At 47.2% G+C, this 23,086-nt stretch carries 22 protein-coding genes; 12 read left to right on the top strand and 10 right to left on the bottom strand.

Annotation, left to right across the window (positions count from 1 at the left end):
- Complete coding sequence (locus tag K0504_RS03600; RefSeq protein ID WP_220102802.1) at positions 1–1,179, top strand: alpha/beta fold hydrolase; 1,179 nt, start codon at positions 1–3, stop codon at positions 1,177–1,179.
- Position 1,180: 1 nt separating this feature from the next.
- Here K0504_RS03600 and nhaA read toward each other — a convergent pair whose 3' ends face one another.
- Both nhaA and nhaB read right to left on the bottom strand, forming a co-directional pair.
- Positions 1,181–2,371, bottom strand: coding sequence for a Na+/H+ antiporter NhaA (nhaA, locus tag K0504_RS03605; protein ID WP_220102803.1), 1,191 nt, complete (start codon positions 2,369–2,371; stop codon positions 1,181–1,183).
- A gap of 181 nt (positions 2,372–2,552) precedes the next feature.
- Entirely contained in the window at positions 2,553–4,142 is a 1,590-nt protein-coding gene (gene nhaB, locus K0504_RS03610; RefSeq protein WP_220102804.1) for a sodium/proton antiporter NhaB, read from the bottom strand.
- A 272-nt stretch (positions 4,143–4,414) separates the two neighbouring features.
- Between nhaB and fadR the strand changes: the two genes are divergently transcribed.
- Entirely contained in the window at positions 4,415–5,140 is a 726-nt protein-coding gene (fadR, locus tag K0504_RS03615) for a fatty acid metabolism transcriptional regulator FadR (RefSeq protein WP_220103039.1), read from the top strand.
- A gap of 69 nt (positions 5,141–5,209) precedes the next feature.
- Here fadR and K0504_RS03620 read toward each other — a convergent pair whose 3' ends face one another.
- From K0504_RS03620 to K0504_RS03645, 6 genes are all read right to left on the bottom strand, one after another.
- Complete coding sequence (locus tag K0504_RS03620; protein WP_220102805.1) at positions 5,210–5,887, bottom strand: OmpW family outer membrane protein; 678 nt, start codon at positions 5,885–5,887, stop codon at positions 5,210–5,212.
- Positions 5,888–6,219: 332 nt separating this feature from the next.
- Positions 6,220–6,534, bottom strand: a complete 315-nt coding sequence (locus K0504_RS03625; RefSeq protein WP_220102806.1) for a hypothetical protein — start codon at positions 6,532–6,534, stop codon at positions 6,220–6,222.
- A 162-nt stretch (positions 6,535–6,696) separates the two neighbouring features.
- Positions 6,697–7,110 carry an alternative ribosome rescue aminoacyl-tRNA hydrolase ArfB gene (arfB, locus tag K0504_RS03630; RefSeq protein ID WP_220103040.1) on the bottom strand — a complete coding sequence of 138 codons (414 nt, stop codon included), beginning with the start codon at positions 7,108–7,110 and terminating at the stop codon, positions 6,697–6,699.
- An 89-nt stretch (positions 7,111–7,199) separates the two neighbouring features.
- Positions 7,200–7,814, bottom strand: coding sequence for a thioredoxin family protein (locus tag K0504_RS03635; protein WP_220102807.1), 615 nt, complete (start codon positions 7,812–7,814; stop codon positions 7,200–7,202).
- A gap of 52 nt (positions 7,815–7,866) precedes the next feature.
- The gene (locus K0504_RS03640) at positions 7,867–9,957 is read right to left on the bottom strand and encodes a protein-disulfide reductase DsbD family protein (protein WP_220102808.1); all 2,091 of its coding nucleotides are present in this window, start codon (positions 9,955–9,957) and stop codon (positions 7,867–7,869) included.
- Between the two features lie 120 nt (positions 9,958–10,077).
- Positions 10,078–10,881, bottom strand: a complete 804-nt coding sequence (locus K0504_RS03645; RefSeq protein WP_220102809.1) for an acyl-CoA thioesterase — start codon at positions 10,879–10,881, stop codon at positions 10,078–10,080.
- Positions 10,882–11,184: 303 nt separating this feature from the next.
- On the opposite strand from K0504_RS03645, the gene K0504_RS03650 reads away from it, so the two are divergent.
- The 4 genes from K0504_RS03650 to K0504_RS03665 all read left to right on the top strand — a co-directional run bounded on the left by K0504_RS03650 (position 11,185) and on the right by K0504_RS03665 (position 14,668).
- Complete coding sequence (locus K0504_RS03650; protein ID WP_220102810.1) at positions 11,185–11,424, top strand: hypothetical protein; 240 nt, start codon at positions 11,185–11,187, stop codon at positions 11,422–11,424.
- 69 nt (positions 11,425–11,493) lie between these two features.
- Positions 11,494–11,667 (top strand): hypothetical protein, encoded by a 174-nt coding sequence (locus K0504_RS03655; RefSeq protein WP_220102811.1) that lies wholly within the window; start codon positions 11,494–11,496, stop codon positions 11,665–11,667.
- A 219-nt stretch (positions 11,668–11,886) separates the two neighbouring features.
- Positions 11,887–12,240, top strand: a complete 354-nt coding sequence (locus K0504_RS03660) for a GFA family protein (protein WP_220102812.1) — start codon at positions 11,887–11,889, stop codon at positions 12,238–12,240.
- Positions 12,241–12,337: 97 nt separating this feature from the next.
- Complete coding sequence (locus K0504_RS03665) at positions 12,338–14,668, top strand: putative bifunctional diguanylate cyclase/phosphodiesterase (RefSeq protein ID WP_220102813.1); 2,331 nt, start codon at positions 12,338–12,340, stop codon at positions 14,666–14,668.
- A 51-nt stretch (positions 14,669–14,719) separates the two neighbouring features.
- Here the strand turns inward: K0504_RS03665 and K0504_RS03670 are convergent, their stop codons facing one another.
- On the bottom strand, positions 14,720–14,995 hold the full coding sequence (locus K0504_RS03670; protein WP_220102814.1) for a DUF1289 domain-containing protein: 276 nt from the start codon (positions 14,993–14,995) through the stop codon (positions 14,720–14,722).
- Positions 14,996–15,125: 130 nt separating this feature from the next.
- Positions 15,126–15,947 (bottom strand): transporter substrate-binding domain-containing protein, encoded by an 822-nt coding sequence (locus K0504_RS03675; protein ID WP_220102815.1) that lies wholly within the window; start codon positions 15,945–15,947, stop codon positions 15,126–15,128.
- 374 nt (positions 15,948–16,321) lie between these two features.
- Between K0504_RS03675 and thrS the strand changes: the two genes are divergently transcribed.
- The 6 genes from thrS (at position 16,322) to K0504_RS03705 (ending at position 23,049) form a co-directional block, all read left to right on the top strand.
- On the top strand, positions 16,322–18,250 hold the full coding sequence (gene thrS, locus K0504_RS03680; protein WP_220102816.1) for a threonine--tRNA ligase: 1,929 nt from the start codon (positions 16,322–16,324) through the stop codon (positions 18,248–18,250).
- Positions 18,251–18,253: 3 nt separating this feature from the next.
- Positions 18,254–18,796: a translation initiation factor IF-3 gene (gene infC, locus K0504_RS03685; protein WP_220103041.1), complete on the top strand. Its 543-nt coding sequence runs from the start codon at positions 18,254–18,256 to the stop codon at positions 18,794–18,796.
- 99 nt (positions 18,797–18,895) lie between these two features.
- A complete protein-coding gene (rpmI, locus tag K0504_RS03690) occupies positions 18,896–19,093 on the top strand; it encodes a 50S ribosomal protein L35 (RefSeq protein WP_087504852.1) in 198 nt (65 codons plus the stop codon).
- Positions 19,094–19,105: 12 nt separating this feature from the next.
- Positions 19,106–19,462, top strand: coding sequence for a 50S ribosomal protein L20 (rplT, locus tag K0504_RS03695; protein WP_220102817.1), 357 nt, complete (start codon positions 19,106–19,108; stop codon positions 19,460–19,462).
- A gap of 617 nt (positions 19,463–20,079) precedes the next feature.
- Positions 20,080–22,146 carry a TonB-dependent receptor gene (locus K0504_RS03700; RefSeq protein ID WP_220102818.1) on the top strand — a complete coding sequence of 689 codons (2,067 nt, stop codon included), beginning with the start codon at positions 20,080–20,082 and terminating at the stop codon, positions 22,144–22,146.
- A gap of 123 nt (positions 22,147–22,269) precedes the next feature.
- Positions 22,270–23,049, top strand: coding sequence for a TatD family hydrolase (locus tag K0504_RS03705; RefSeq protein ID WP_220102819.1), 780 nt, complete (start codon positions 22,270–22,272; stop codon positions 23,047–23,049).
- The last annotated feature ends 37 nt before the right edge of the window (positions 23,050–23,086 follow it).

Genomic DNA, 23,086 nt, shown 5'->3' on the forward strand with positions numbered 1-23,086 from the left:
ATGACTCGGTTTATCCAAACGATGGTGGCGTTGGCCACAGTTGTTAGTTTTGGTTACTGCTTTACGGCCTCAGCAGGGGCATACGATGGTTCTCGCCAAGCTTTTATCGACCACGTTAAAATTTATGCGCCGAACGCCCCCATTCCGAGTGAATTAAAAGTCAAAGAAATGAATGGAGCAGCCATTCGCTATGGCGTATGGCATACCCAACAGCCACGCCAAGGCCTGGTTGTCTTCCTTTCTGGTCGTACCGAATTTATTGAAAAGAATATACCGGCCTATACCGAACTACTGACGCGTGGTTTTGATGTTTATACCTTTGATTGGCGCGGGCAGGGGTTATCTGAGCGAGTGTTAAGTCACTCAGAGCTGGGCCATATTGATGATTTTGAGACGTTCATTGCCGATCTGCATGTGTTTGTCCAAGACATTGTTAAACCGGAAACGCATCCCGGTTTAACCCTACTGTTAGGGCATTCGATGGGCGGGCATTTAGGGCTGCGCTACATGAACCAATACCCTCATGTGTTCGACCGAGCTCAGTTCTCGTCGCCAATGATGGGGGTGAGTGCCAATTCATGGGCAAGCCGACAATTTGCAGGATTTCTAAATTGGGCCGGTTGGGGCCGTTCGTGTGCGCCGGGTACCGAGCCTGTTTGGCAAAGCTATCTCGACGAGAATGCATGCGAAGGGATTTTAAAAGGTACCGTTAGCTTGCCAGAGAAGCCTAATCAGGCGTTGCTGTACTCCAACAACTTAAATCACTTGGCACAAGCGAGTTGTTGGGTTGAACAAAGTTTAGCGAACAACCCTCGACACCATTTGGGGCTAGGTTGTCCCACGGTCGGTTGGGTTAAAGAGGCCTTCAATTCCATGGCCGACACTATGGGGAATTTGGACAAGGTGAAAGCGCCGGTCATTATCGTTGGCGCATCGAGTGACAAGGTGGTGACGTTTGATGCGCAACAACAGGTATGCGATGAACTTGCAAATTGCTGCTTGTGGCAGATTCAGGACAAGCCAGAAAAACCAGCTGCGCATGAAGTCTTAATTGAACTAGACGACTATGCGCAGCAATTTTGGATTGCATTTGAGGCGTTAACGCACGGCTCCGATGCGGGGTGCGCCTGCGCTGAAATTCGTGATCATTACCAACATCTCCAGTGCAGTGCGCTTTAGTTTAGCTATCGCTGGTAGCGGGCGTCTTCGGCAGAACTTTATTCAAGATCATGTAGCCGGCGATTGCAGCAACCAGCGAGCCCAGCAAAATTCCTAAGCGTTCGTCGAAATCATAGACGATTTCACCTGCTTCAAATGCCAGTGAGCTGATAAATAGGCTCATGGTGAAGCCGATACCGCACAGAACCGAGGCGCCGAAAATCTGTTTCCAGCAAACGTTGTCTGGCAGTTTGGCGCCACCAATCACTGTTGATAGCCAGCTAAACAACATGATCCCGATAGGCTTACCAAGCACCAGACCCATAGCAATGCCTACCGGCACAGGGTGTAGGGTCTGCTCTAAGGTCAAGCCGAGTAGCGGTAGCCCCGCATTAGAGAATGCGAAAATCGGCAAAATAATAAAGGCAACGGTGTGGTGCAGGTTGTGTTCAAGCTCTTTTGCGGGCGAATAATCTGGATTTTTCGGATCGCGCATGGGAATAAAGAATGCCAATACCACACCAGCTAACGTTGCGTGCACGCCGGACTTGAGTACCGCCCACCAAAGAATAAAACCAATGGTCAAATAAATGGACGAATTGACCACTTTCATCCTGTTTAAGCCAAAGAGCGCTGCGAGTGACACGCCAGCAACAACGAATGCTGTGGTGGATAGATCGCCACTGTAAAACAGGGCAATGATCAATATCGCGCCGATGTCGTCGAGGATAGCCAACGACAGTAAGAAAATTTTCAATGCGAGCGGCACGCGCTTGCCAAGTAAGCCCAGCACACCCAGAGCGAAAGCAATGTCGGTTGCTGCTGGGATTGCCCAGCCGCCAATTGCATTAGGATCACCCCAATTCATTGCCGCATAGATGCCAGAAGGGACGACGATACCGCCGATTGCAGCAAATGCAGGCATAATAATTTTAGAAGGCTCGTTCAGTTCGCCTTCAAGAAATTCACGCTTTAATTCCAGCCCTACATGTAAAAAGAAGATCGCCATCAGGCCATCGTTAATCCACAAAAGTAGTGGCTTAGAAATGTCTAGGTGGCCAATTTGAATGGCCAAAGGCATGGCCAAAAAACCTTCGCGTAGCCCTGCAAGCGGCGAATTGGCAACAATCAGTGCAAGCACTGTTGCGATGACCAATATAATGCCGCCTGCCGATTCGAGCTTCAGGAAGTTCATAATGTTCGAGTTTTGCATTCACGATCCTTCACAGGTTTCCATTGTGGATTCAGTGTAATAGTAATAGAACAAAGCTGAATATACGATGAATGTCACATAAAGTCGTATGCAATATTTCGATTATGAGCGTTGGCGCGAAAAGGCAGACATAAAAAAAGCTTCCCGAAGGAAGCTTTTTAATTTCTTAATATCGTTGAATTTAGTGGTGACCACCGCCAGCACTTGTTGCAGCTTCAAGGATGTTGTGGTGGCTAAGCCAACCGGCGTTATACATCCAGTCGGTGACCGGCATCAAGAACAACTCGGTGGCAATCAAGCTGACGATGATCAATACGATGGTGTAAGGCAAGGCCATCCACACCATGCGACCGTATGACAATCGAATCAATGGCGCGACCGCTGAGGTCAACAAGAACAAGAAGGCAGCCTGACCATTCGGAGTTGCAACACTCGGTAGGTTGGTACCGGTATTAATCGCTACCGCCAATAAGAAGAATTGGTCTTGGTCAATCGCGCCTTCTTTCAGGGCATCGACCATTTCAGAGATATACACAGTACCGACGAACACGTTATCACTAATCATTGATAACAAGCCGTTGGCAACAAACACACCAAAGAGCTGCTCACGACCATCAAACGACAATACATATTGGATGACTGGGGCAAACAAATCTTGCTGAATGATTACGGCAACAATTGCGAAGAACACGGTCAACAAGGCTGTAAACGGCAAGGCTTCTTCAAATGCGTGGCCCAAGCGATGCTCTTCAACAATACCTGTGAAGGCTGTAGCCAGAACGATAATCGACAAACCAATTAAGCCAACTGCAGCTAAGTGCATCGCCAATGCAATCACTAACCAAAGACCAACAAGCCCTTGAACGATTAACGCAGCACGATCTTTTGCAGTGCGTTCGCGGTCACTTTTCGCATCGAAATCGGCAAGAATCGTGTGAACTGCGGTTGGCAGTTTTGCGCCGTAACCGAACCAGCCCAATTTCTCTAAGGCGAAACAAGTGATGAGACCTGCAACGAGTGTTGGCATGGTAATGGCCGACATCCGTAAAAAGAACTCAATGAAATCCCACTGTGCGGCAGCGGCAATAATTAAATTTTGCGGCTCACCAACCTGAGTACAAACACCACCCAATGCAGTACCAACACCGGCATGCATCATCAAGTTACGTAAGAAGGCTCGAAACTCTTCTAATTCGTCACGGTGCTGTTGTTTGAGTTCATCATCTGAGGTGTGGTCATGGTCGTGATCTGTCGGTTTACCGGATGCGACTTTGTGATAAATCGCATAGAAGCCGGTTGCAACAGCAATAACCACCGCAATAACCGTCAGCGCGTCTAAGAAGGCTGATAAAAACGCAGAAGCGAAACAGAATGATAAAGAGAGGAGGGCTTTAGAACGAACTTTAACGAGCAGCTTCGTGAAAATATACAACAACAGCTGCTTCATAAAATAAATGCCAGCAACCATAAAGATCAGCAATAAAATTACTTCAATATTGGCTGAAATTTCGTGCATCACGACTTCGGGAGAAGCTAACCCTAAGAACACTGCTTCCATCGCCAGCAAGCCGCCGGGTTGCAGTGGATAACATTTGAGAGCCATTGCTAAGGTGAAAATAAACTCAGCAATTAATAGCCAACCGGCAATGAACGGATCAATGCTGGCTACGATGGGGTTAACAACTAAAAATAGAATGATGGCCTGCTTATACCAGAGCGGAGCATTGCCCAGGAAATTTGCGAAAAAGGCCTTTTGAACAGAACTAGCCATAGTTAACTTTATCCTACAATTGTTCAATGTGTGTGAATCGCGGGGTTGTTTGATTCTATCCCATACTTTTAATAAACCGGTTTAATTTTCGTAATTTTTCAACATAAATAGTTAAGTTAGATCACGTAACGGTTAAATATCGTTCAACTTTATTTCATTAAAAAAGTGTTGCGATGTTTGCTTGTTGCAACAATGGTGGCTCTGGTATGATGAGTCGTTTTTTTACTGACATGGGTAGAGTTGGCTTGTCTCATTTAGATCGCCGGGGAAGTATGGATGACGAGGGCGTCATCCAGGCAAAGAATCCCGCAGAATTCGCTGAAGAATATATTGTCCGCTCAATTTGGAACAATCGTTTTCCTCCTGGCACTATTTTGCCTGCTGAACGCGAGTTATCTGAATTAATTGGTGTCACTCGAACCACTCTCCGAGAAGTGTTGCAACGCCTCAAGCAAGATGGCTGGATCACCATTCAACATGGTAAGCCGACTCGCGTGAACAACTTCTGGGAAACGTCAGGCTTAAACATCCTCATGACGTTGGCACGGTTAGATCAGGACGGCATGCCAGATTTGGTACGTCACCTGCTTTCTGCGCGCACTAATATTTCAGCTATCTATATGCGAGCAGCAATTAAAGCTGCGCCAGAAGCGATTTTAGCTGGTCTTGAAGAAGCGCTGAACACCGCTGACGAAGGCGACGCATTTGCAAACGCTGACTATGAGTTGCATCAGTTAATGGCGCGCGAATCGGGCAACCCAATTTATGTGTTGATCTTGAATGGCTTTAGAAACTTATCAATGCGCATTGGTGGTCATCACTTTAGCTACCCCGATAGCCGAGAAGCCGCTCGCGAATTTTATAAGAACCTAAAAGAGATCACCCTAGCGAAGCGTCACAATGATGCTGTGGTAGCGGTGCGTGACTATGGTCGTCAGAGTGGTATGTTGTGGCAAACGCACCAACAAGATATTCCATCTGATTTAGTCGAAAAATAAATAGTCGCGCGAAAATAACATACAAAAAAGCCGCCTTATTTGAGGCGGCTTTTTTTATGGAAAACTAGTTTAGAAGCTATAGCCAGCGCTAATCATGTAGACGAACGGATCAATATCCACACTAACTTTGGAATCGAGATCGCCCACTTTGAATTCGGCGTCGGTTGAGATGTCGATATATCGGATCTGACCGTTTAAATGCCAGCTCTCATTTATCTTATAGTCCATACCAACTTGAACCGCCCAGCCAAATGAGCTGTCAAGATCGAGCGAATTAAACCCTTGCTCTTTACGGCTACCTTTAAAACTTTCATCAAAGAATACGGTGTAATTTAAGCCTGCGCCAAGGTATGGGCGAAACACAGAATCAGCTTGGCCAAAATAGTATTGAACCGACAGTGTAGGCGGCAAATGACTCACTTCAGCTAAGGTGCCATCACCGAGGCCTAACTCAGAGTTTTGCAAGTTGACGTCATGCGTAAACGGGGTGGCGGCTAACAATTCAATGCCCCAGTTATCGTCATACATGTAGACAAAGTTCAAGCCGATTTGGGTATTGCTATCAACGCCGACAGTCATGCCTGTTTCGCCAAGACTATCGACCGAAACGTAACCTGAACTGTCATCAGGAGAGACGTGAACAATACCACCACGAACCAAAATGTCGCCGGCTTGGTGCGCAAGCGCTGGGGTGGCTAAACCGAAAGTGGCCAAGGTTACAGCTGCAGCAATAATGGTTTTTTTCATATTGTTATCCATTTGTAATTGTTAAGTGTGTTTTATGTAGGTGCATGGAAATTGTCTCGGTGCAGCGCTAAGTGCTAATTGATCTAGATCAATTGGTAAACAGACTTAATATTCAGAAGTGTGAGGCAACACTTAAATGTTGTGTTTCAAATGAAACAACTCGTGCTACCCCGATTCTAAGGGGATTTTTTGCCAAGAATCGGCACAAGTATCGGCATAAAAATACCAGCATTTCTATTGCATTAGCTGTTGAGATAAACGGTGGTATTTTTGAGTTCGTTGTTGATTGAAAGCCAAGCCAAATGAGCCATTGTGCTTTTGGTTAACGGCATTTAACGCGGCTCGGACGGAATTAAAGCCAGCGCTTGTGGCCGAGTTAATGTGCATAGGGCTGGCTGTGGTGCCGCTAACTGGCTCGCAACTCCATGTAATTGATACAAGCCAATATCAATATATACGTTTTGCTCTTGAGACAACCTTGTGCTTTGCGGATAAACCAATAGCACTTGATGCCATTTACCTTGTTTCGATTTGTCGCTGGCCTGTTGAATATATTGTTGCCGCAACTGCTGTGAAACTGAGCTTGCCGATGTTGGAAGGCAATACAGGGCGATAAAGAAAATGAGTACATACTGCAACATTGTCATAGAGCTCAATTCACAATTTTTACGCTGGATTGCGACATAGAATAATAACAACTTGGTTACATTTGGATGAAAATTGAGACGTTGATCGCCTGTGAATATCGTTTCACATGATTAACGGTTTGATGACTTACTGTAAGAATATTTCTTCATTTTTATCGATGGCTAATAGCGGATCTGCTTGCGCATGCTCTTCACTTCACTACGCTGTGACTTTTGCTGTAGTCGACGTTGTTTTGATGCTCGCGTTGGTTTAGTGGCTTTGCGTGATTTAATCGGGCGAGTGGCTTCAATAATGAACGTTTTGAGGCGCGCGAGGGCGTCTTCTTTATTTTGTTGTTGGGTTCGAAATTGCTGTGCTTTGATGATCAGCTGGCCATCTTTGGTGATCCGCTGATCATTGCTTTTGAGTAAGCGTTCTTTATAAAAAGCAGGCAAGCTAGAGCGCTGGATGTCAAACCGTAAATGGATGGCCGACGAAACTTTATTGACGTTTTGACCGCCGGCTCCTTGTGCCCGAATGGCGGTTATGTCGACTTCCCAGTCGGAAATAGACACCGTATTTGAAATGACTAACAACGTGGCCATGAGGACAAATCACTGAGAATAATGGCTGCAGTCTATCGAGTTTGTTGGCAGCGTGCACGGTTAAGTGCACGCTGAATTCATTAATATTTAACGGAGCAGCCGTAAGGTTTGGTGAGCGGTTTAGACACGGCTTGACCCGCTTCTAACTCATTCATTGCTTGCGTGACATAGTTTGTTGCTCTAGCAATATCGGCCGGATCGGTTGATTTAATGCTGTCGATGGCGCCAATGTAAGCCAGCATGCCATCAGGTTTGATGATGTACATATGCGGCGTTGTTTTAGCACCGTACGTTTTACCAACTTGACCATCACCATCAAATAACACGTGCGTTGGGGCGGCTTCTCGGCTGGTTGTTAGCATGTTTGCTGCGGTGGCATCGACATAACCTTGCTTGCCTGGCGCAGATGAAATTATGGATAACCACACCACATCTTGGCCCGTATATTGTTTCTGCAACCCTTGCATGTTGCCGCCGCTATAGTGCTTTTTCACAAATGGGCAGTCGTGATTGGTCCACTCCAGAATGACGTATTTACCTTTGTAGTCACTCAACGAAATTGTTTCGCCATTGGATGATGGTAAGGCAAAATCTGGCGCCATTTGGTTTGGCTTGACGGCCGCTTGAGCGGTCAGCCAAAAGCTGATGGATAGAGCAGCGACAAGCCCACGATATATAGATTTCGAATTCAGCATTGCTTGTTCCTTTTCTAGTTTGGTTGTGATGGCGCGGCAAAGCCGCTTTCTTTTAGTTCGCTAAGGTTTTATCTAATTGTTCGATGACGCCAGCCGGTGTCAATAACTGCGGCAACACTTGCGTTTGCCCTTCATGGTTATATAGCACATACAAAGGAACGCCCGCGTGCTGAAACTGATCGAGGTAACGGCTGATTTGCTCGTCTCGATGCGTCCAGTCGCCCACCATATAGTGCACGCCATGTTGGCTAAATGCTTCACTCACCTGTGCATCGCTAAAGGTGACTCGTTCATTAACTTTGCAGGTTAAACACCAATCTGCGGTCATGTTGATAAATACCGGTTCATTCGCTGCCAATAGCTGCGCTAACTGTTCTGGCGAATAGGGTGTGGCAACGTCAGCCAAGCGTGACTCTTGTGCGCCGGGTTGCAGATACCAAATTCCCGGTACGGCAATGGTTGCAGCAAAGACAATGGCTGCCAAGCGAGGGTAATTGCGAGTTTTGAGCCACCAACAAAAGGCAACCAACAGTAGCAACAGCAATAACAGTAAGACGATATTTGGATCATGCTGTTGTAACAGCCAGAGTAACCAAATGGCGGTCAGTAACAGCGGGAATGCCAAGGCTTGCTTAAACGTTTCCAGCCAAGGCCCTGGTTTGGGCATTTTTGAGATCAGCGCAGGCCAGAAGGTGAGTACTAAAATCGGCAGCGCTAAACCAAGGCCCAGCGCCATTAAAATGAACAGCATACTGACAAATGGTAAGGTCAGCGCCACGCCCAGAGCGGGTGCCATTAATGGCGTCATACACGGGCTGGCAACGACAACAGCCAAGCAACCAGACAGCAGTGAGGCAGTATCATCTCCCTTGGACAACCGCTCGCTACCAACAGACATCCAGCTACCGGCCACTTCAAATGCGCCGAGTAAGCTGGCGGCCATGAGCACCATCACCAGCGTCAATATCGACAAGAACCAAGGATCTTGTAATTGAAAGCCCCAGCCGATGGCATTACCAGCTTGTTTTAAACCGCTGAGCGCGAGACCAAGCACAAATAAGGACAGCAATATACCGGTGGCATATAGATAACCATGACGCCTAGCTTGATGACTTTCTTTCCCTGACAACTTCACCAAACTCAGCGCTTTTAATGACAACACTGGAAAAACGCATGGCATTAAATTCAACAACATACCGCCAACAAACGCCATGAGTGCCAGCACAATAATGGAATGCTCACTATTGCTAACAGTGTCGCTGGAAGCAGTAAACGTTAATTTTGGTAAGGTTGCCTGTTTCGCGTCAAAAGCAATTCCTTTTACGCCATCAACATCGTCAATGCGCAGCACTATGTCGGTTGATGTTGGTAATTGATAAAAGTATTCGCTGGTCTGGAGGTTGGCTTGCCACCAACGCGAGCCATCTGGCGCCGTGCCTTTTTGCCACACTGGCGCTGAAGACGCTGCCAATAAGGTTTCATCGGCGGCAAATAAATCGTAGTTAGCCGCATCTGAACCGGCAGCAGAAAGCTGGAACGTGATTTGATTGGCATCATTGAGCGCTAAATCGTACCGTAGCGCTAATTCGGTTTGGTTTACCGGAACAACTTGTCGGGTGGTGGCAAATAAGTTTGCAAATTCAGTCAGCTCGTCCGATGGCGCTGTAGCAAGGGGCATCACCAACTCAAACTCGCCATTGCCCGGGATACAACTTTCTTTACACACTAACCAAGACGCGGATAACTGGATGGTGAGCCCTTCGCGTAATGTCTGTTCACTGATATTTAATGGTACTTGGACTGGCACCATTAACAGAGAGTCGCCGTCATAACCGAAGTTAGTAATGTCCGACACCACGATTCGCTCTGGTGTTGGCCACTGGATATCGCCAAAACTTAATTCAGGTTCATTGCTGGTAAAAGTGAGCTGCGTGGCTAGCCCGCTATCGCCCGGGTTTTTCCAATAGGTATGCCAGTGATGTTCGGGGCGCATGGCAACCCCAATCCATTGTGTGCTGCCAGGTTGCCACGTTGCATATTCAGTGATGAGCTCAACTTCGATGTGAGGGTGTTGCTGCGGCCCTGTGGTTGCGTGTGCCCATGTGCTAAGCAGGCATAACAGGGCTAGAAAACTGCGCATCATAAATGTCCCTAAAACGTTGCTGAGGTTGCCATGAATCAACCTGCTAAAGAGGTAATCAAGCTTATCTTGCTACGCAACCTTTACTAAGGTCAATTTTTTACGAATGATTCTCAATTTTGTTCAGTCAAAGATAGCAACAACTTGTCGGCTAATTGCCACCAGCTCACCATAACTGTCATAGATATCGGCTTCCGTATGACCATAGCCGTCGGAAGCCTGCCGAGTCAGTGCTTGGTAGGCAAACCAATTCTCACCGCTGACAGGCCGATGCGGATGAATGAACTCTAAGTTCCAACTCATGGTGCTAGCTGGCGCTGGCCACTTCAGCATTTGTAATATGGTTGGTGGCCAAGCATCAATTAAAGCGATCAGGTGGGCATCGGAAATGTTGGCGGGTGGTTGTTTGAAGCGCATCCAACCGCCAATCGTATGATGGCGCTTGCCAGTAAAAGGCCAGCCGCCTTCTTGTTTTGCTAAATCAATATGGCGGAGAAATTTGGGCGTTACTTTCGGAATTTGGGGTAAGAAGTTGGCTTTGGCTGGTTGTGGCATGTGGTGGCTGCGCTGATCTTGTACAGCAATTTTCGAAGGTCTAGCATCGCCAAAGCATGCCTGACAAACCGTTGTGGTTTTGCCGTTTTGAACAATACTCGCAAGCGCCTGAGTGGCGCTGCGGCCTTCTCGCAAAATATCGACATTGATTTCAAATTCTTGTTCGCTCGCCAATGGGCCAACAAAGTTGGTGGTTAAGGAGCGCAATACTCGTGGTGCGGCCAAGCGCTTTTCGATGGCTCGGAATGCTAATGCTGCCGTGATGCCGCCAAATACCGTGCGACCCTGACCCCAGCCTGCAGCTATGCTCATCCGAGTGACCGGCTGGGCAGCTTGCTCATCAACCGTTGCCAGTAATTGATCGATATGCATCTAGTTTATTCGTTAATGAAAGTTCTCAATAAAGGTACCAGTTTGACTGGTCGGATGTCTAATGGCCGTTATTAAACAGCTTGAATTAATTTATTATTTTGTCGAATTAAAAGCTCAAAGTAACAATATTGAAAGAATCTGACCGCAAGCTAAGTTCGTTCAGTTTCGGTTCAAACTAGCAGGGCAAAGTTGCGTGGCATTATTTCTTCACCGCCCATTAGGTCAGGCGTTGAAGTAGCGCGATGAACATGGATAGAACATCTGCAAACCATAGCAATTACTTTTTCCTGAGAGAGCGTCAACATGAACAGAGCATCTAAGCACAACTTTGGTACTTTATCGGCCGTCACCGTGACGAGCGCAGAGCTAATTATCGTCAATAACCAAAACGAACGAATCGTTATGAACGGGGAAGATTGGCAACAACTGCGTCCGATGATGCAAGCCAAAGCCCTGAACTTATTAAATGAAGAAGTGGTCATCACCACCCACAGTAATACTCGATCTGTGGGTTCTTTTTATGATTTAGAACCTGCGGCTTAATGTAGCGCCTGTCACTTAACGCTGCTTGAAGGGTTAGGTCAGTGGAGCCTAGCCCTTGGAGGAATAATCATGTTTGCAATTGCGGCATTGCTTTTTGCCTGTGGATTGCTCATTAGCGCGGGGTTTGCGACTCAACTTAAAAGTGAAGAAGCGTTAATGTTACAACGGCAGGAATTGTTACAGCGCCACCATGATGCGCCTCGGTTACTTGAGGAGTATTACCTCGAATACTATCAAGAGTAACAGCCAACTCTCGGGCTAACGTTTCACTGCGGCCAACCGTCTACCTCATTGCTTGTCTTCATTCTTGTTATCGTTGATCGCTGTTGTTGCTGACAGCGAACGTTTCAACATACCTCTGCTTTGTAGCCCGCCGGATCTGCTCTCTCAAATAAACTAAGCTATAGCCTGCTGTCCGTTCGGCTGGATACTAACCATGAAGAACATGTAACGAGGTAAATCATGAAGACCTATTCTGGACGTTGTCATTGCGGTGCCATTACCTTTAGCTTTGAAAGCGAACCTATCGCGATTGGCTTACGTTGTAATTGCTCTATGTGCCGTCGTAAAAGTGCGGTCATGTCGACTTTTGCATTATCGCCAGAGCAGTTGCGCATTGTGGTGAAAAACGACGCGCTTGCGGATTACCAATTTGGCAACCAAGTTGCTCATCACCACTTTTGTCGTGTTTGCGGCATCTATCCATTCCACCAAACCATGCGCCAGCCAGGGCATTATCGGGTGAACTTGGCGTGTATTGATGACATTGAACCACTGAGCTTACCCACCGAGCAGTTTGATGGCGCATCGCTTTAGCCGCTAGCTCAGATCCCTCAAATCTGCGAATTTAATTTGCACGCAAATGAAATAAAAGTAGTTTTGACTCTGTCTAGTCCAATACGTGGAACCCAACATGGCTCATGGAATGTTAATCAATACGACTCACCTAAATAGACGAGCGAACCTGATTTATGTGCTAGTTCTAGCCCTTGGCGTTGCGCTGACTCTCTATGTGAACTGGAGTGTTGGTCAGGTCAAAAATACATCGAATCGTCTTATCCAAAATCAACTTCCCATTCTTGAAGTGAGCCGCACCATCGATCGCTTGTTCGGTGAGCACGAACGATTGCTTTATGAATATTATGCAACGGTCGACACAACGCTGTTTACGGATGCCGCCGTGCCGCGTCAGAGTGAATTGAAAGAGGCGCTTGGCATGCTTGCGATGTATGCCGGTGAAGACGCTGTTGCCCCCATTCATCAGCAATTAGATATCGTTATTAAGGAATCCAACGCATTACATGAAAATCTAGATGGTCGCTCTATCGATTGGGATCTCTCTCGGGCTCAGCTGCGCGTTATTAGTGACGGCAGAAGAGCGGTGTTGCCAGCGCTTAGTGCACTTGAAGCCAGGATTGGCGGTGAAGTAAATCAAGGTGCACAAGATACACTGGGCCAAGTTAGCGAATTGCTCATTGTGGTGATTGTATATGGCGTGGTGGTGCTGATTTTCGCGTTTGCTCTTGGTTCTTACATTAAGCGATATTTGCTGTTAAGTAGCACCAATGAACGGCTGGCAATGTTTGCTGAGCGTAATCCAAATCCGGTGTTGAGCCTTGATGAATCAGGCCAGCCGCTCTATCAAAACCCCGCCACTTTCAAGTTGCTTGATAGATTACCGACGGTAGCCGAGCCATTGGCGTTGCTATCCGGCAGCATTGGCCAGCAGCTGTTTGATGCGCGCACAGATAACAGTAAAAGCCACCGCTACGAGCATCAGATTGGCGATCGCTACTTTAGTTACGAGGTGCACTGGTTAGAAGACTTAGCGGCGTTTGATGTCCACCTAAAAGACATCACCACGCAAAAACGCGCGCAACTTCAATTGTTGGAAAAAGCGTACCGAAACGATCAATCAGGCTTATACAACCGTCCACGATTCAACGACGACATTGGCGAGCTAATCAGGGAAGGGCAAGGCCTGACGTTGGTTCTTGTTGAAGTGGCGCAAATGGGCCAACTACAAGGTCACTATGGGCTAAATGGCGCAAGTGCCTGTGTTGATGGTGTTATGCATAGCCTTAAACGAATCTTTAACGAGGCGATCGAACAAAAATCGATGAAGGCCGAGCTTTACCACATTGCCGATGGAAGCTTTGCTTTAATCGTTCAACATTTAGCCAATAGCTCAGAGCTACAATATCTGACGCAGCGCATTGTCGAGTGTTTCCGTCACCCAATTGCCACTCAACTCGGCCAAATGCGTATCCAAGTTCAAGTTGGTGTCACTGAACATGCTCCTCAGCAGCGCACCGGAACCGACTTGCTGTTGGATGCCAAAATTGCGGTAGACCAAGCGCTGCGTAGTGGTGGCAACGACGTAAGTTACTTTGATGTGACTGTTGGCCAGGCCCATGCGCGTCGCGTTGAATTAGCGCGCAATCTAGAACATGCCATTGCTCGCGATGAACTCACGTTAGTGATGCAGCCGCAATTGTCTGCCGATGGCCGTCGATTAATTGGTGGCGAGGCATTGTTGCGCTGGCAGACCAATGGCAAATTCGTGTCACCGGCTGAGTTTATACCGGTTGCCGAGGAATCCGGGCTGATCTTAGAAATTGGTGATTGGGTACTGGATCGCGCGTGCCAAATGACAGCGCACTATCGGGAGCTAGGTCTGACTGATTTGGTGATTGCGATTAATATTTCGCCGCGTCAGTTTATGCAGGAAGGTTTTGTTGAGCGCGTTAACCAAGTATTGGAAACGTATCAGTTACCGCCGTCATCCATTGAATTGGAAATTACCGAAAGCACCATCATGGATAACGAAGATGGCGGCATGAAAATGCTGCAAGAGCTCAAGCAATTGGGCGTGTCTTTGGCAATTGATGACTTTGGTACGGGTTACTCATCACTTTCTTACCTCAAACAATTCCCTGTCGATAAGCTTAAAATTGACCGCAGCTTTATCCAATCGATTGATGTCAGTACTGATGACCAAGCGATCGTCTTGAGCCTTTGTCAGCTAGCTAAAAACTTGAACTTGTCAGTGTTGGCGGAAGGCGTTGAATCTCAGCCGCAATTAGATGTGCTAGCTCAATTCAATTGTGATGCGATTCAAGGTTACTTCTTTAGTAAGCCACTTGCCGATAGCGACTTTATTAATTTTTCCTTGCGCTATTTAGCGGACGATTCGGAAAAACTAGCCATCACAGAAAAAATCAACGGTGCTTTATCGACGTAATGGTTTGGGCTTGCTGAAGGTGGATGGTTCGTTTAACGACGCTTATTGCGGCTAAAACAGACTGTCGCTGCTGCCCGGAAGGTTGGCATCGGTAGGTGTCGTATTGCCGGTGTCGGCTTGTTTCTTTAACGCACGCTTCTTACGTTGGTCGCATAGTTTCAACACATAGAGCTTTTCTGCATCGCTGAACTGTTGCCAGCTAAAACGTTCTTCTCGCTTGCGAAAGCAACCAATGCAATAGCCTCTATCACCCGTCTGGCAAATTCCTTGGCATGGGTTGGGGGCATCAAAGAGGTGAAGTTGGTCGTGATTTTTAGTAGGGCTCATGGCGACCTGCATTAGCGACGGTTACATCAGTCTAACCAGCCAAGATCAGTGCTTCAAGCTTTAGCAAAGCGAAGCGGGCGCAAGCGCCCGCTCTTTTTATCTAAATGTTTATGCAATTTGCTGCTCAAACCTAGGGCAATTGTGCCAGCCATTCACCGTTTTCAAACCATTTGGCATGAAGGCGATCTGGCAAGCCTACACGATCATAAGAGACCATGAAGTTGCGTACTAAATTGAAAAAGTGAAGGTCGCCATGGGGCACTGCCACTGCGACGGGCTCCATCGAAAGTGGTTTCTTCAACGTAACAAAGTTATCACTTGGATTACGTAAAACGGCGAGTTTACACATGGCCATATCAGCAAACAGCGCATCTACCTTGCGCTCGCGGATTAGCTTTAAGCCTTCTTCGTAGTTTGAAATACCAACCACTTCGGCTTTTGGCATATTGAGTTGCACCATCGTTTTGCTGGTGGAGTTTGATAGCGCCGCGACTTTGATGCCAAGGCGATTAAAGCCGCCATCTTGCTCTAGCTGCATCATTCGTTCTTCGGTGGATACGAGTGATTTACCCGCCATCATGTAGGGCTCGACAAAGCTCACCGACTTAGAGCGCAATGAGGTGATCGACATACCTGAAATAATCATATCGGCGCGACCCGCTTCGATGGCGCTGATAAGTTCAGGAAACGGTACTTTGACGATCTCTAATTCAACGTTCATGGCGTTGGCCAATGATTGCGCAAGATCCACATCGTAACCAATGAAACGGCCACTACGACTAATCATATTAAACGGTGGTTGATCGCCGGTCATGGCAACTTTGACCACACCGCGGTCAAGTACTCGATCGAGCACAGGGCTTGCCGCGTGGCTAAACGAGCTAAACATGATCGGTAATAATGCGATGAAGCTAATGAATAATCGTCTGAGGGAACATACCGTCGAGGTCATAATGCTTTCTCCTTGAGCAAACTTAGGTTTCGGTATAGGCGTTTAAGCGTAGTCCTAAAACATCAACTTGTTCAAAAAGTTAGCTTGTTTTTTTTAAATCCCCAGTGGCGATGTAGGGCTAATATTGACGATAGGTTAAAAAACAAACGGTAATAACTGATTTCGCTGGTGTCATTCGCTTGGCTCCAGCGCCCTGATCCTTTATTATTGCGCCAGTCCGATTGGTAACGGACATAGCGAAGTATTTATATACGGCCCCTTTGTGGGCTTTTTTATTTCAAATTTTTCGTGCTGGTAATAAGACCATCAGTCTTGATAGTGGCACTTAGCAAGTGGCCCTTGGTATGGGTCACCACTGTATTGTAGGAAAACACATGCCTGTTATTACTCTTCCTGATGGCTCTCAACGCGCCTTCGATAACGCTGTATCAATTTTAGACGTCGCCATGGATATTGGTCCTGGTTTGGCAAAAGCCTGTATTGCTGGCCGTGTTAACGGTGAGCGGGTCGATGCGGTCGATCTCATTACCGAAGATGCCAACATTGAAATCATCACGGCTCGTGATGAAGATGGCTTGGAAATTATTCGTCACTCGTGTGCTCACCTGTTAGGGCACGCTATCAAGCAATTATGGCCTGATACCAAAATGGCGATTGGCCCAACCATCGATAAAGGTTTCTATTACGATGTTGATCGTGAAGAGCCAATTACCGAAGAAGACTTGGTTGCGCTTGAGAAGCACATGTTGAAGTTGGCTAAAACCAACTATGACGTCGTGAAAAAAGTGATGAGCTGGCAAGAAGCGCGCGATACGTTTGAAGCTCGTGGTGAAACCTACAAGATGGAAATTTTGGATGAGAACGTCAGTAAAGACGACCGTCCAGGCTTATATCATCACGAAGAATACATCGATATGTGTCGTGGCCCACACGTACCGAACATGAAATTCTGCCATCACTTCAAATTGATGAGCGTTGCTGGCGCGTATTGGCGCGGTAACAGTGACAACAAAATGCTGCAACGCCTTTATGGCACAGCATGGGCTGATAAAAAACAACTGAAAGCTCACTTAACTCGCTTAGAAGAAGCAGCCAAACGTGACCACCGTAAAATCGGTAAGCAGTTGGACTTATTCCACATGCAAGAAGATGCGCCGGGTATGGCGTTCTGGCATAACGATGGCTGGACTATTTTCCGCGAGTTGGAAGGCTTCATCCTGCAAAAACTGCGTGAATATGACTATCAGGAAGTGAAAGGCCCGTTAATGATGGATCGCTCCTTATGGGAGAAATCTGGTCATTGGGACAAGTACGCTGAGAACATGTTCACGACGCAATCGGAAAACCGCGAATATGCGGTTAAGCCAATGAACTGCCCTGGCCACGTTCAAATCTTCAACCAAGGCTTGAAGTCATACCGTGACTTGCCGCTGCGCATGGCTGAGTTTGGTTGTTGTCACCGTAATGAACCAAGTGGCTCGCTACACGGTCTAATGCGTGTTCGTGGCTTTACCCAAGACGATGCACACATCTTCTGTACTGAAGCACAAATTCAAGATGAAGTTAGTTCGTGCATTAAGATGGTTTACGACACGTATTCCACGTTTGGTTTTAAAGATATCGTTGTCAAACTCTCAACTCGCCCTGAACAACGGGTTGGCTCAGATGAGATTTGGGACAAAGCGGAAGCTGCGCTTGATGCTGCGCTTCAAGCTAATGATATTGAGTTTGATGTTCAGCCAGGCGAAGGCGCTTTCTACGGGCCGAAAATTGAGTTCACCTTGCATGATTGCTTAGATCGCGCATGGCAGTGCGGCACCATCCAGCTCGACTTCTCTATGCCGGGCCGTTTAGGGGCTTCGTACGTCACCGAAGATAACGAACGTGCGGTTCCTGTGATGATCCACCGTGCGATTCTGGGTTCATTGGAACGTTTTATTGCCATTTTGATTGAAGAATACGCTGGATTGTTCCCAACGTGGTTGGCGCCAAAACAAGCTGTAGTAATGAATATCACTGATAATCAAGCCGATTATGTGAATTCTGTCGTTCAAAAACTCAATTCAGCAGGCTTCCGTGCTATTTCTGACTTGAGAAATGAGAAGATTGGCTTTAAAATCCGCGAGCACACTTTGCGCCGCGTGCCATATTTACTGGTTGTTGGTGATAAAGAGGTCGAAGAAGGTGAAGTCGCTGTGCGCACTCGCCGCGGTAAAGACCTTGGAAAACTCAAAGTGGACGATTTTATCGACTTGTTGGCGAAAGACGTAGCCGACAAGAGTTCTGATTCTGTGGAGGAATAACCTATTAAAGGTGGAAGAAGAGGCCAGCAACAGCAGGCCGCGCATCGGATTAATGAGCACATTCGTGCACAAGAAGTTCGTTTAACCGGTCCAGAAGGCGACCAATTGGGCATCGTGACGTTGCAAGAAGCAATGACCGTTGCAGAAGACGCCGGTATGGATTTGGTGGAAATCAGCCCAAATGCTGAGCCACCAGTATGCCGAGTAATGGACTACGGTAAATTCCTCTACGAAAAGAGCAAGTCTCTTAAAGAGCAGAAGAAGAAGCAAAAACAGATTCAGGTTAAGGAAGTTAAATTCCGTCCTGGAACTGACGAAGGCGATTACCAGGTAAAACTGCGCAACCTGCGTCGCTTTCTTGAAGGGGGTGATAAAGCCAAAGTCACACTGCGTTTTCGCGGTCGTGAAATGGCCCACCAAAACCTTGGCATCGATCTTTTGAATCGCATCAAAACCGATTTGGAAGAACTGGCTCAATGCGAATCGTTCCCGAATCGTGTTGAAGGCCGCCAAATGGTAATGGTACTCGCCCCAACTAAGCGGTAATTAGGGCCTACAAGTAATCGAAGCGGCTCGTTTTCGGACGGGCCGCTTTTATTCGCCTTAATGACTATTTTTTTTACTAACAATGCGGAGTTGTATTCAATGCCTAAATTGAAGACCAACAAAGGCGCTGCCAAACGTTTTAAGCGTACTGGTAACGGCGGATTTAAACACAAGCAGTCTCACCTGCGTCACATCTTGACTAAAAAGAGCACCAAGCGTAAGCGTCAGCTTCGTGGTAAGCACCAAGTTGAGAAATGTGATGTTGCACAAGTGCAGCGTATGCTGCCGTACGCATAAGGGGAATGACTGATGGCACGAGTTAAACGTGGTGTGATCGCCCGAGCGCGTCACAAAAAAGTACTGAAGCAAGCTAAAGGTTACTATGGTGCACGTTCACGTGTATACCGCGTAGCTTTCCAAGCGGTTACTAAAGCAGGTCAATATGCTTACCGTGACCGTCGTCAGCGTAAGCGTCAGTTCCGTCAACTGTGGATTGCCCGTATCAACGCGGCATCTCGTCAAAATGGTCTGTCTTACAGCCGTTTTATTGACGGTCTGAAAAAAGCTTCCATTGACATCGATCGTAAGATCCTTGCTGATATTGCTGTTTTTGACAAATCAACCTTCACTGCGTTGGTTGAAAAAGCGAAAGCTGCTTTAGCGTAAGCTAATAAAAGCTAAGTTTTGAAAAATGGGAGGCCTTGGCCTCCCTTTTTTATGTCCAGGGATGGACGGTATGCCGCGGAAACACGGATGTTTAAGAGCGGCGATGTCCAGGGATGGACGGTATGCCGCGGAAACACGGATGTTTTAGAGCGGCGATGTCCAGGGATGAGCGGTATCCGTCCTTAGGTGCGTAAACAGCACATCCATGTGCTACTTCTGCCGCGGAAACACGGATGTTTAAGAGCGGCGATGTCCAGGGAAGGACGGTATCCGTCCTTAGGTGCGTAAACAGCACATCCATGTGCTACTTCTGCCGCGGAAACACCGATGTTTAAGAGCGGGGGGGCAATATTTCAGCTGTTTCCTTAGAGTTACCGATGGGAAAGCTAACCACCATTCATATTTCGACAAGTTCCTTTCGATAAACTCAAGACAGGCAATACGAACGATATCGTCTGCAGTCCTTTATTCAATCCATCCTGCCTCGAATCTCGTAGTTCAATTTGCTACCGTACTGCTGCTATAAAACACAATAAAGTTCCGGCTGTGATCACTGCTCATTTATTTCCTTATCGAGTAGCAGTGAAACGGTCATAACAAGCGCGAAAGGGAAACAAATGAGCCAAGTAAGGCGAGCCTTATTTTTTCTGGTTTTGGGCCATTCTACAGCTGTTTACGCAGCAGATAAGGCCGACAACATTGAGGTTATTACTGTTGAAGGCTCGCGCCATCTTGTGTTGCAGCAACAAAGTGGTGTGCATGAAATATCCCTCAGTGACGATGTACTTTCGCAAATCAAGCACCAACATATTCAACAGTCGTTAAACCGCTTGCCGGGGGTTAATTTGGCCCGCGGCAATGGCCAAGAATATTTGCCCTCGGTGCGCTCGCCTGTGCTAACAGGCGCTGGGGCCTGCGGCAGCATTCTCTCTGCGATTGATGGTATTTCGATACGTGCCGCTGGTTTTTGTAATATCAACGAATTATTTGAAGCGCCAACCGAATTGGCTGAGCGGATTGATGTCATTCGTGGCCCAGATTCTGTGCTATACGGCGCCAATGCGATGAATGGTGTTATTAATGTGGTCACCCCAGCTTTGGATTCAGAGCCTTCGCAATCGGCTCGGCTGGAATATGGTGCAGATGATTTTAAGCGGGCCGTTTACTCGGCAAATGGTGGTGCAGAAGCTCCAATTCGATTTGATGCTTTGATCGCATCAGACGGTGGTTACCGCGACAGCTCGGGCTACGATCAGCAAAAGTTTAATGTTAAGCACCAAAGCCAAATTGATGGCTGGGATTACATCGCAACGGTTAGTGGCACCAACCTAGAGCAAGATACAGCCGGTTATATTACCGGCTACAAAGCTTATGAATCGAAATCGCTGAGTAAGACCAATCCAAACCCAGATGCATATCGCGATGCCCAATCGCTACGCGCAGCCATGCATTTCACCAAACTAGATGAAAATGACGGTCAATGGTCGCTCATTCCTTACGCGCGTTATACCGACATGGAGTTTTTACAGCACTTTTTGCCGGGTACGCCTGTGGAGCAAAACCGTCATCATAGTTTGGGGATACAGAGCGCTTACCTCGCGCAGATTGGCGATAGCATCGAATGGACAGCCGGTATTGATGGTGAATGGACCGATGGCGAATTAAAGCAGACCCAAGCTGAACCGACCGAAGGCTCGGAATTCTTGCAGGAAACAATTCCTGTCGGTAAACAATACGATTATCAAGTCGATGCCTTGCAGCTCGCTAGTTTTGCGAATGTTTCATGGCAAGCAACAGAGTTACTTACATTGGCGGTAGGCGCTCGCCTTGAGTACATGGAATACGATTACAACAACCGCATGCTTGATGGTCGAACGCGAGAAGATGGTACCGAGTGTGGCTTTGGCGGTTGTCGTTATAGTCGCCCTGCAGATGACACCAATTCATTTACCAATTTTTCGCCCAAATTCAGCGCCGTGTATGAAGTCAGCGAGTTGAGCCAAGTTTATTTCAATCTGTCGCATTCGTTCCGACCACCGCAGGCAACGGAGTTGTATCGTTTGCAGCGGGAACAAACCGTCGCCGATCTCGACTCAGAGGAGCAGTTATCAACTCAACTTGGCTATCGCCTGACAACGAGTCAATTGGCGGCAGAAGTTGTCGGTTATTGGGCGGACAAGGAGAATGTGATTTATCGTGATTCTGATTACTTCAATGTTTCCGATGGGGAAGTACGCAGTCAGGGCGCAGAAGTATTACTGCATTACATCTTTAATAGTCGCTGGGATATACGTGGTGTCGCGAATTATGGCCGTCATCGCTACCGAAATCACCGAATCATTAACGGCGTTGAGATATATAACAACGATGTTGACTCCGCGCCGCGTCATTTTGGCAATCTGCAATTGGGTTATCAACTTGGCGAGCAAGGGCGTATTGAGTTGGAGTATCAGTACCAAGGATCTTATTACACGGACGCTGAAAACTTACATAAATACAATGGCCATGAGCTATTCAACTTGTATTCATCACTTAACTGGCAAGGGATTACGCTATCGCTGAATATGTTTAACCTATTCGATGAACGCTACGCTGAGCGCGCCGATTACACCTCTTTTAGCGGCGACCGATATTTTCCTAGCCGACCCCGCTCGGTATTTGCTGCGATTGAATTTTCGCTGTAATGGCCAAGAGGTAACAGATCGAATCAACTATGTGACTGTATCTATCGATAATCAAAACTACCTTAGCGGCATTGAAACACGTATCATTTGGCTTTATAGAAATTGCTACCCAATGAGTGTTCCATGCTGGTTGATTCCCATTGCCACTTAAATCGCCTAAAGCTAAAAGAGGGCGAGACCTTAGATGATATTGTGCAGTTCGCCCGTTCGCGCGACATTGAGCACATGTTGTGCGTCAGCGTTACGTTAGATGAGTTCCCAAGCATGCGCGATGTTGTTGCTAAGTATGACGACGTTTCGGTCTCTTGCGGTGTTCATCCTCTCGATTTAGAAAAGCCGTATCAATTTGAAACCTTGCAGACATTTTGTGCTGGTGACGACGTTGTGGCGGTTGGTGAAACCGGCTTAGATTATTATTACTCCAAAGACACGATTGCAGTGCAGCAAGCATCGTTTCGCGATCATATTCGCGTTGCCAAAGAATGTAATAAACCACTGATTATTCATACCCGCGATGCCCGCGACGATACCATCGCTATCTTGAAAGAAGAAGGTGCAGATCAAGTCGGTGGTGTGATGCATTGTTTTACGGAGTCATTGGAAATGGCCGAGGCTGCCATGGCGCTTGGCTTTTATGTTTCCTTCAGTGGCATTATCACCTTTAAAAATGCCGAAGAGTTGCGCCAAGTTGCGCAAGCTGTGCCGCTCGATAGGATTCTGGTTGAAACCGACAGTCCTTATTTAGCGCCGGTCCCATACCGCGGAAAACCCAATCAGCCCGGTTACGTGAAAGAAGTAGCGGAATATATTGCCACGCTAAAAGGCGTGAGTTACGAAGAGCTGGCAAGGATCACAACTCAAAACTTTTATCGTTTGTTTCCCCTTGCTAAACGTGAAGGCTAACTTGTTGATCCGGATAAACTCCGGTAAAACTAAATCA

It is taken from the genome of Neiella holothuriorum, assembly GCF_019457915.1.
Classification (GTDB): Bacteria; Pseudomonadota; Gammaproteobacteria; order Enterobacterales; family Neiellaceae; genus Neiella; species Neiella holothuriorum.

Bases quoted from the DNA above. Each gene is read 5' to 3' on its own strand.
- K0504_RS03670 (WP_220102814.1), bottom strand. From the start codon at position 14,995: ATGAGCCCTACTAAAAATCACGACCAACTTCACCTCTTTGATGCCCCC.
- fadR (WP_220103039.1), top strand. From the start codon at position 4,415: ATGGATGACGAGGGCGTCATCCAGGCAAAGAATCCCGCAGAATTCGCT.
- nhaA (WP_220102803.1), bottom strand. From the start codon at position 2,371: ATGCAAAACTCGAACATTATGAACTTCCTGAAGCTCGAATCGGCAGGC.
- K0504_RS03625 (WP_220102806.1), bottom strand. From the start codon at position 6,534: ATGACAATGTTGCAGTATGTACTCATTTTCTTTATCGCCCTGTATTGC.
- K0504_RS03665 (WP_220102813.1), top strand. From the start codon at position 12,338: ATGGCTCATGGAATGTTAATCAATACGACTCACCTAAATAGACGAGCG.
- K0504_RS03660 (WP_220102812.1), top strand. From the start codon at position 11,887: ATGAAGACCTATTCTGGACGTTGTCATTGCGGTGCCATTACCTTTAGC.
- K0504_RS03600 (WP_220102802.1), top strand. From the start codon at position 1: ATGACTCGGTTTATCCAAACGATGGTGGCGTTGGCCACAGTTGTTAGT.
- K0504_RS03655 (WP_220102811.1), top strand. From the start codon at position 11,494: ATGTTTGCAATTGCGGCATTGCTTTTTGCCTGTGGATTGCTCATTAGC.
- rplT (WP_220102817.1), top strand. From the start codon at position 19,106: ATGGCACGAGTTAAACGTGGTGTGATCGCCCGAGCGCGTCACAAAAAA.
- thrS (WP_220102816.1), top strand. From the start codon at position 16,322: ATGCCTGTTATTACTCTTCCTGATGGCTCTCAACGCGCCTTCGATAAC.
- nhaB (WP_220102804.1), bottom strand. From the start codon at position 4,142: ATGGCTAGTTCTGTTCAAAAGGCCTTTTTCGCAAATTTCCTGGGCAAT.
- K0504_RS03640 (WP_220102808.1), bottom strand. From the start codon at position 9,957: ATGATGCGCAGTTTTCTAGCCCTGTTATGCCTGCTTAGCACATGGGCA.
- K0504_RS03705 (WP_220102819.1), top strand. From the start codon at position 22,270: ATGCTGGTTGATTCCCATTGCCACTTAAATCGCCTAAAGCTAAAAGAG.
- K0504_RS03645 (WP_220102809.1), bottom strand. From the start codon at position 10,881: ATGCATATCGATCAATTACTGGCAACGGTTGATGAGCAAGCTGCCCAG.
- K0504_RS03650 (WP_220102810.1), top strand. From the start codon at position 11,185: ATGAACAGAGCATCTAAGCACAACTTTGGTACTTTATCGGCCGTCACC.
- K0504_RS03620 (WP_220102805.1), bottom strand. From the start codon at position 5,887: ATGAAAAAAACCATTATTGCTGCAGCTGTAACCTTGGCCACTTTCGGT.
- rpmI (WP_087504852.1), top strand. From the start codon at position 18,896: ATGCCTAAATTGAAGACCAACAAAGGCGCTGCCAAACGTTTTAAGCGT.
- K0504_RS03675 (WP_220102815.1), bottom strand. From the start codon at position 15,947: ATGACCTCGACGGTATGTTCCCTCAGACGATTATTCATTAGCTTCATC.
- K0504_RS03635 (WP_220102807.1), bottom strand. From the start codon at position 7,814: ATGCTGAATTCGAAATCTATATATCGTGGGCTTGTCGCTGCTCTATCC.
- K0504_RS03700 (WP_220102818.1), top strand. From the start codon at position 20,080: ATGAGCCAAGTAAGGCGAGCCTTATTTTTTCTGGTTTTGGGCCATTCT.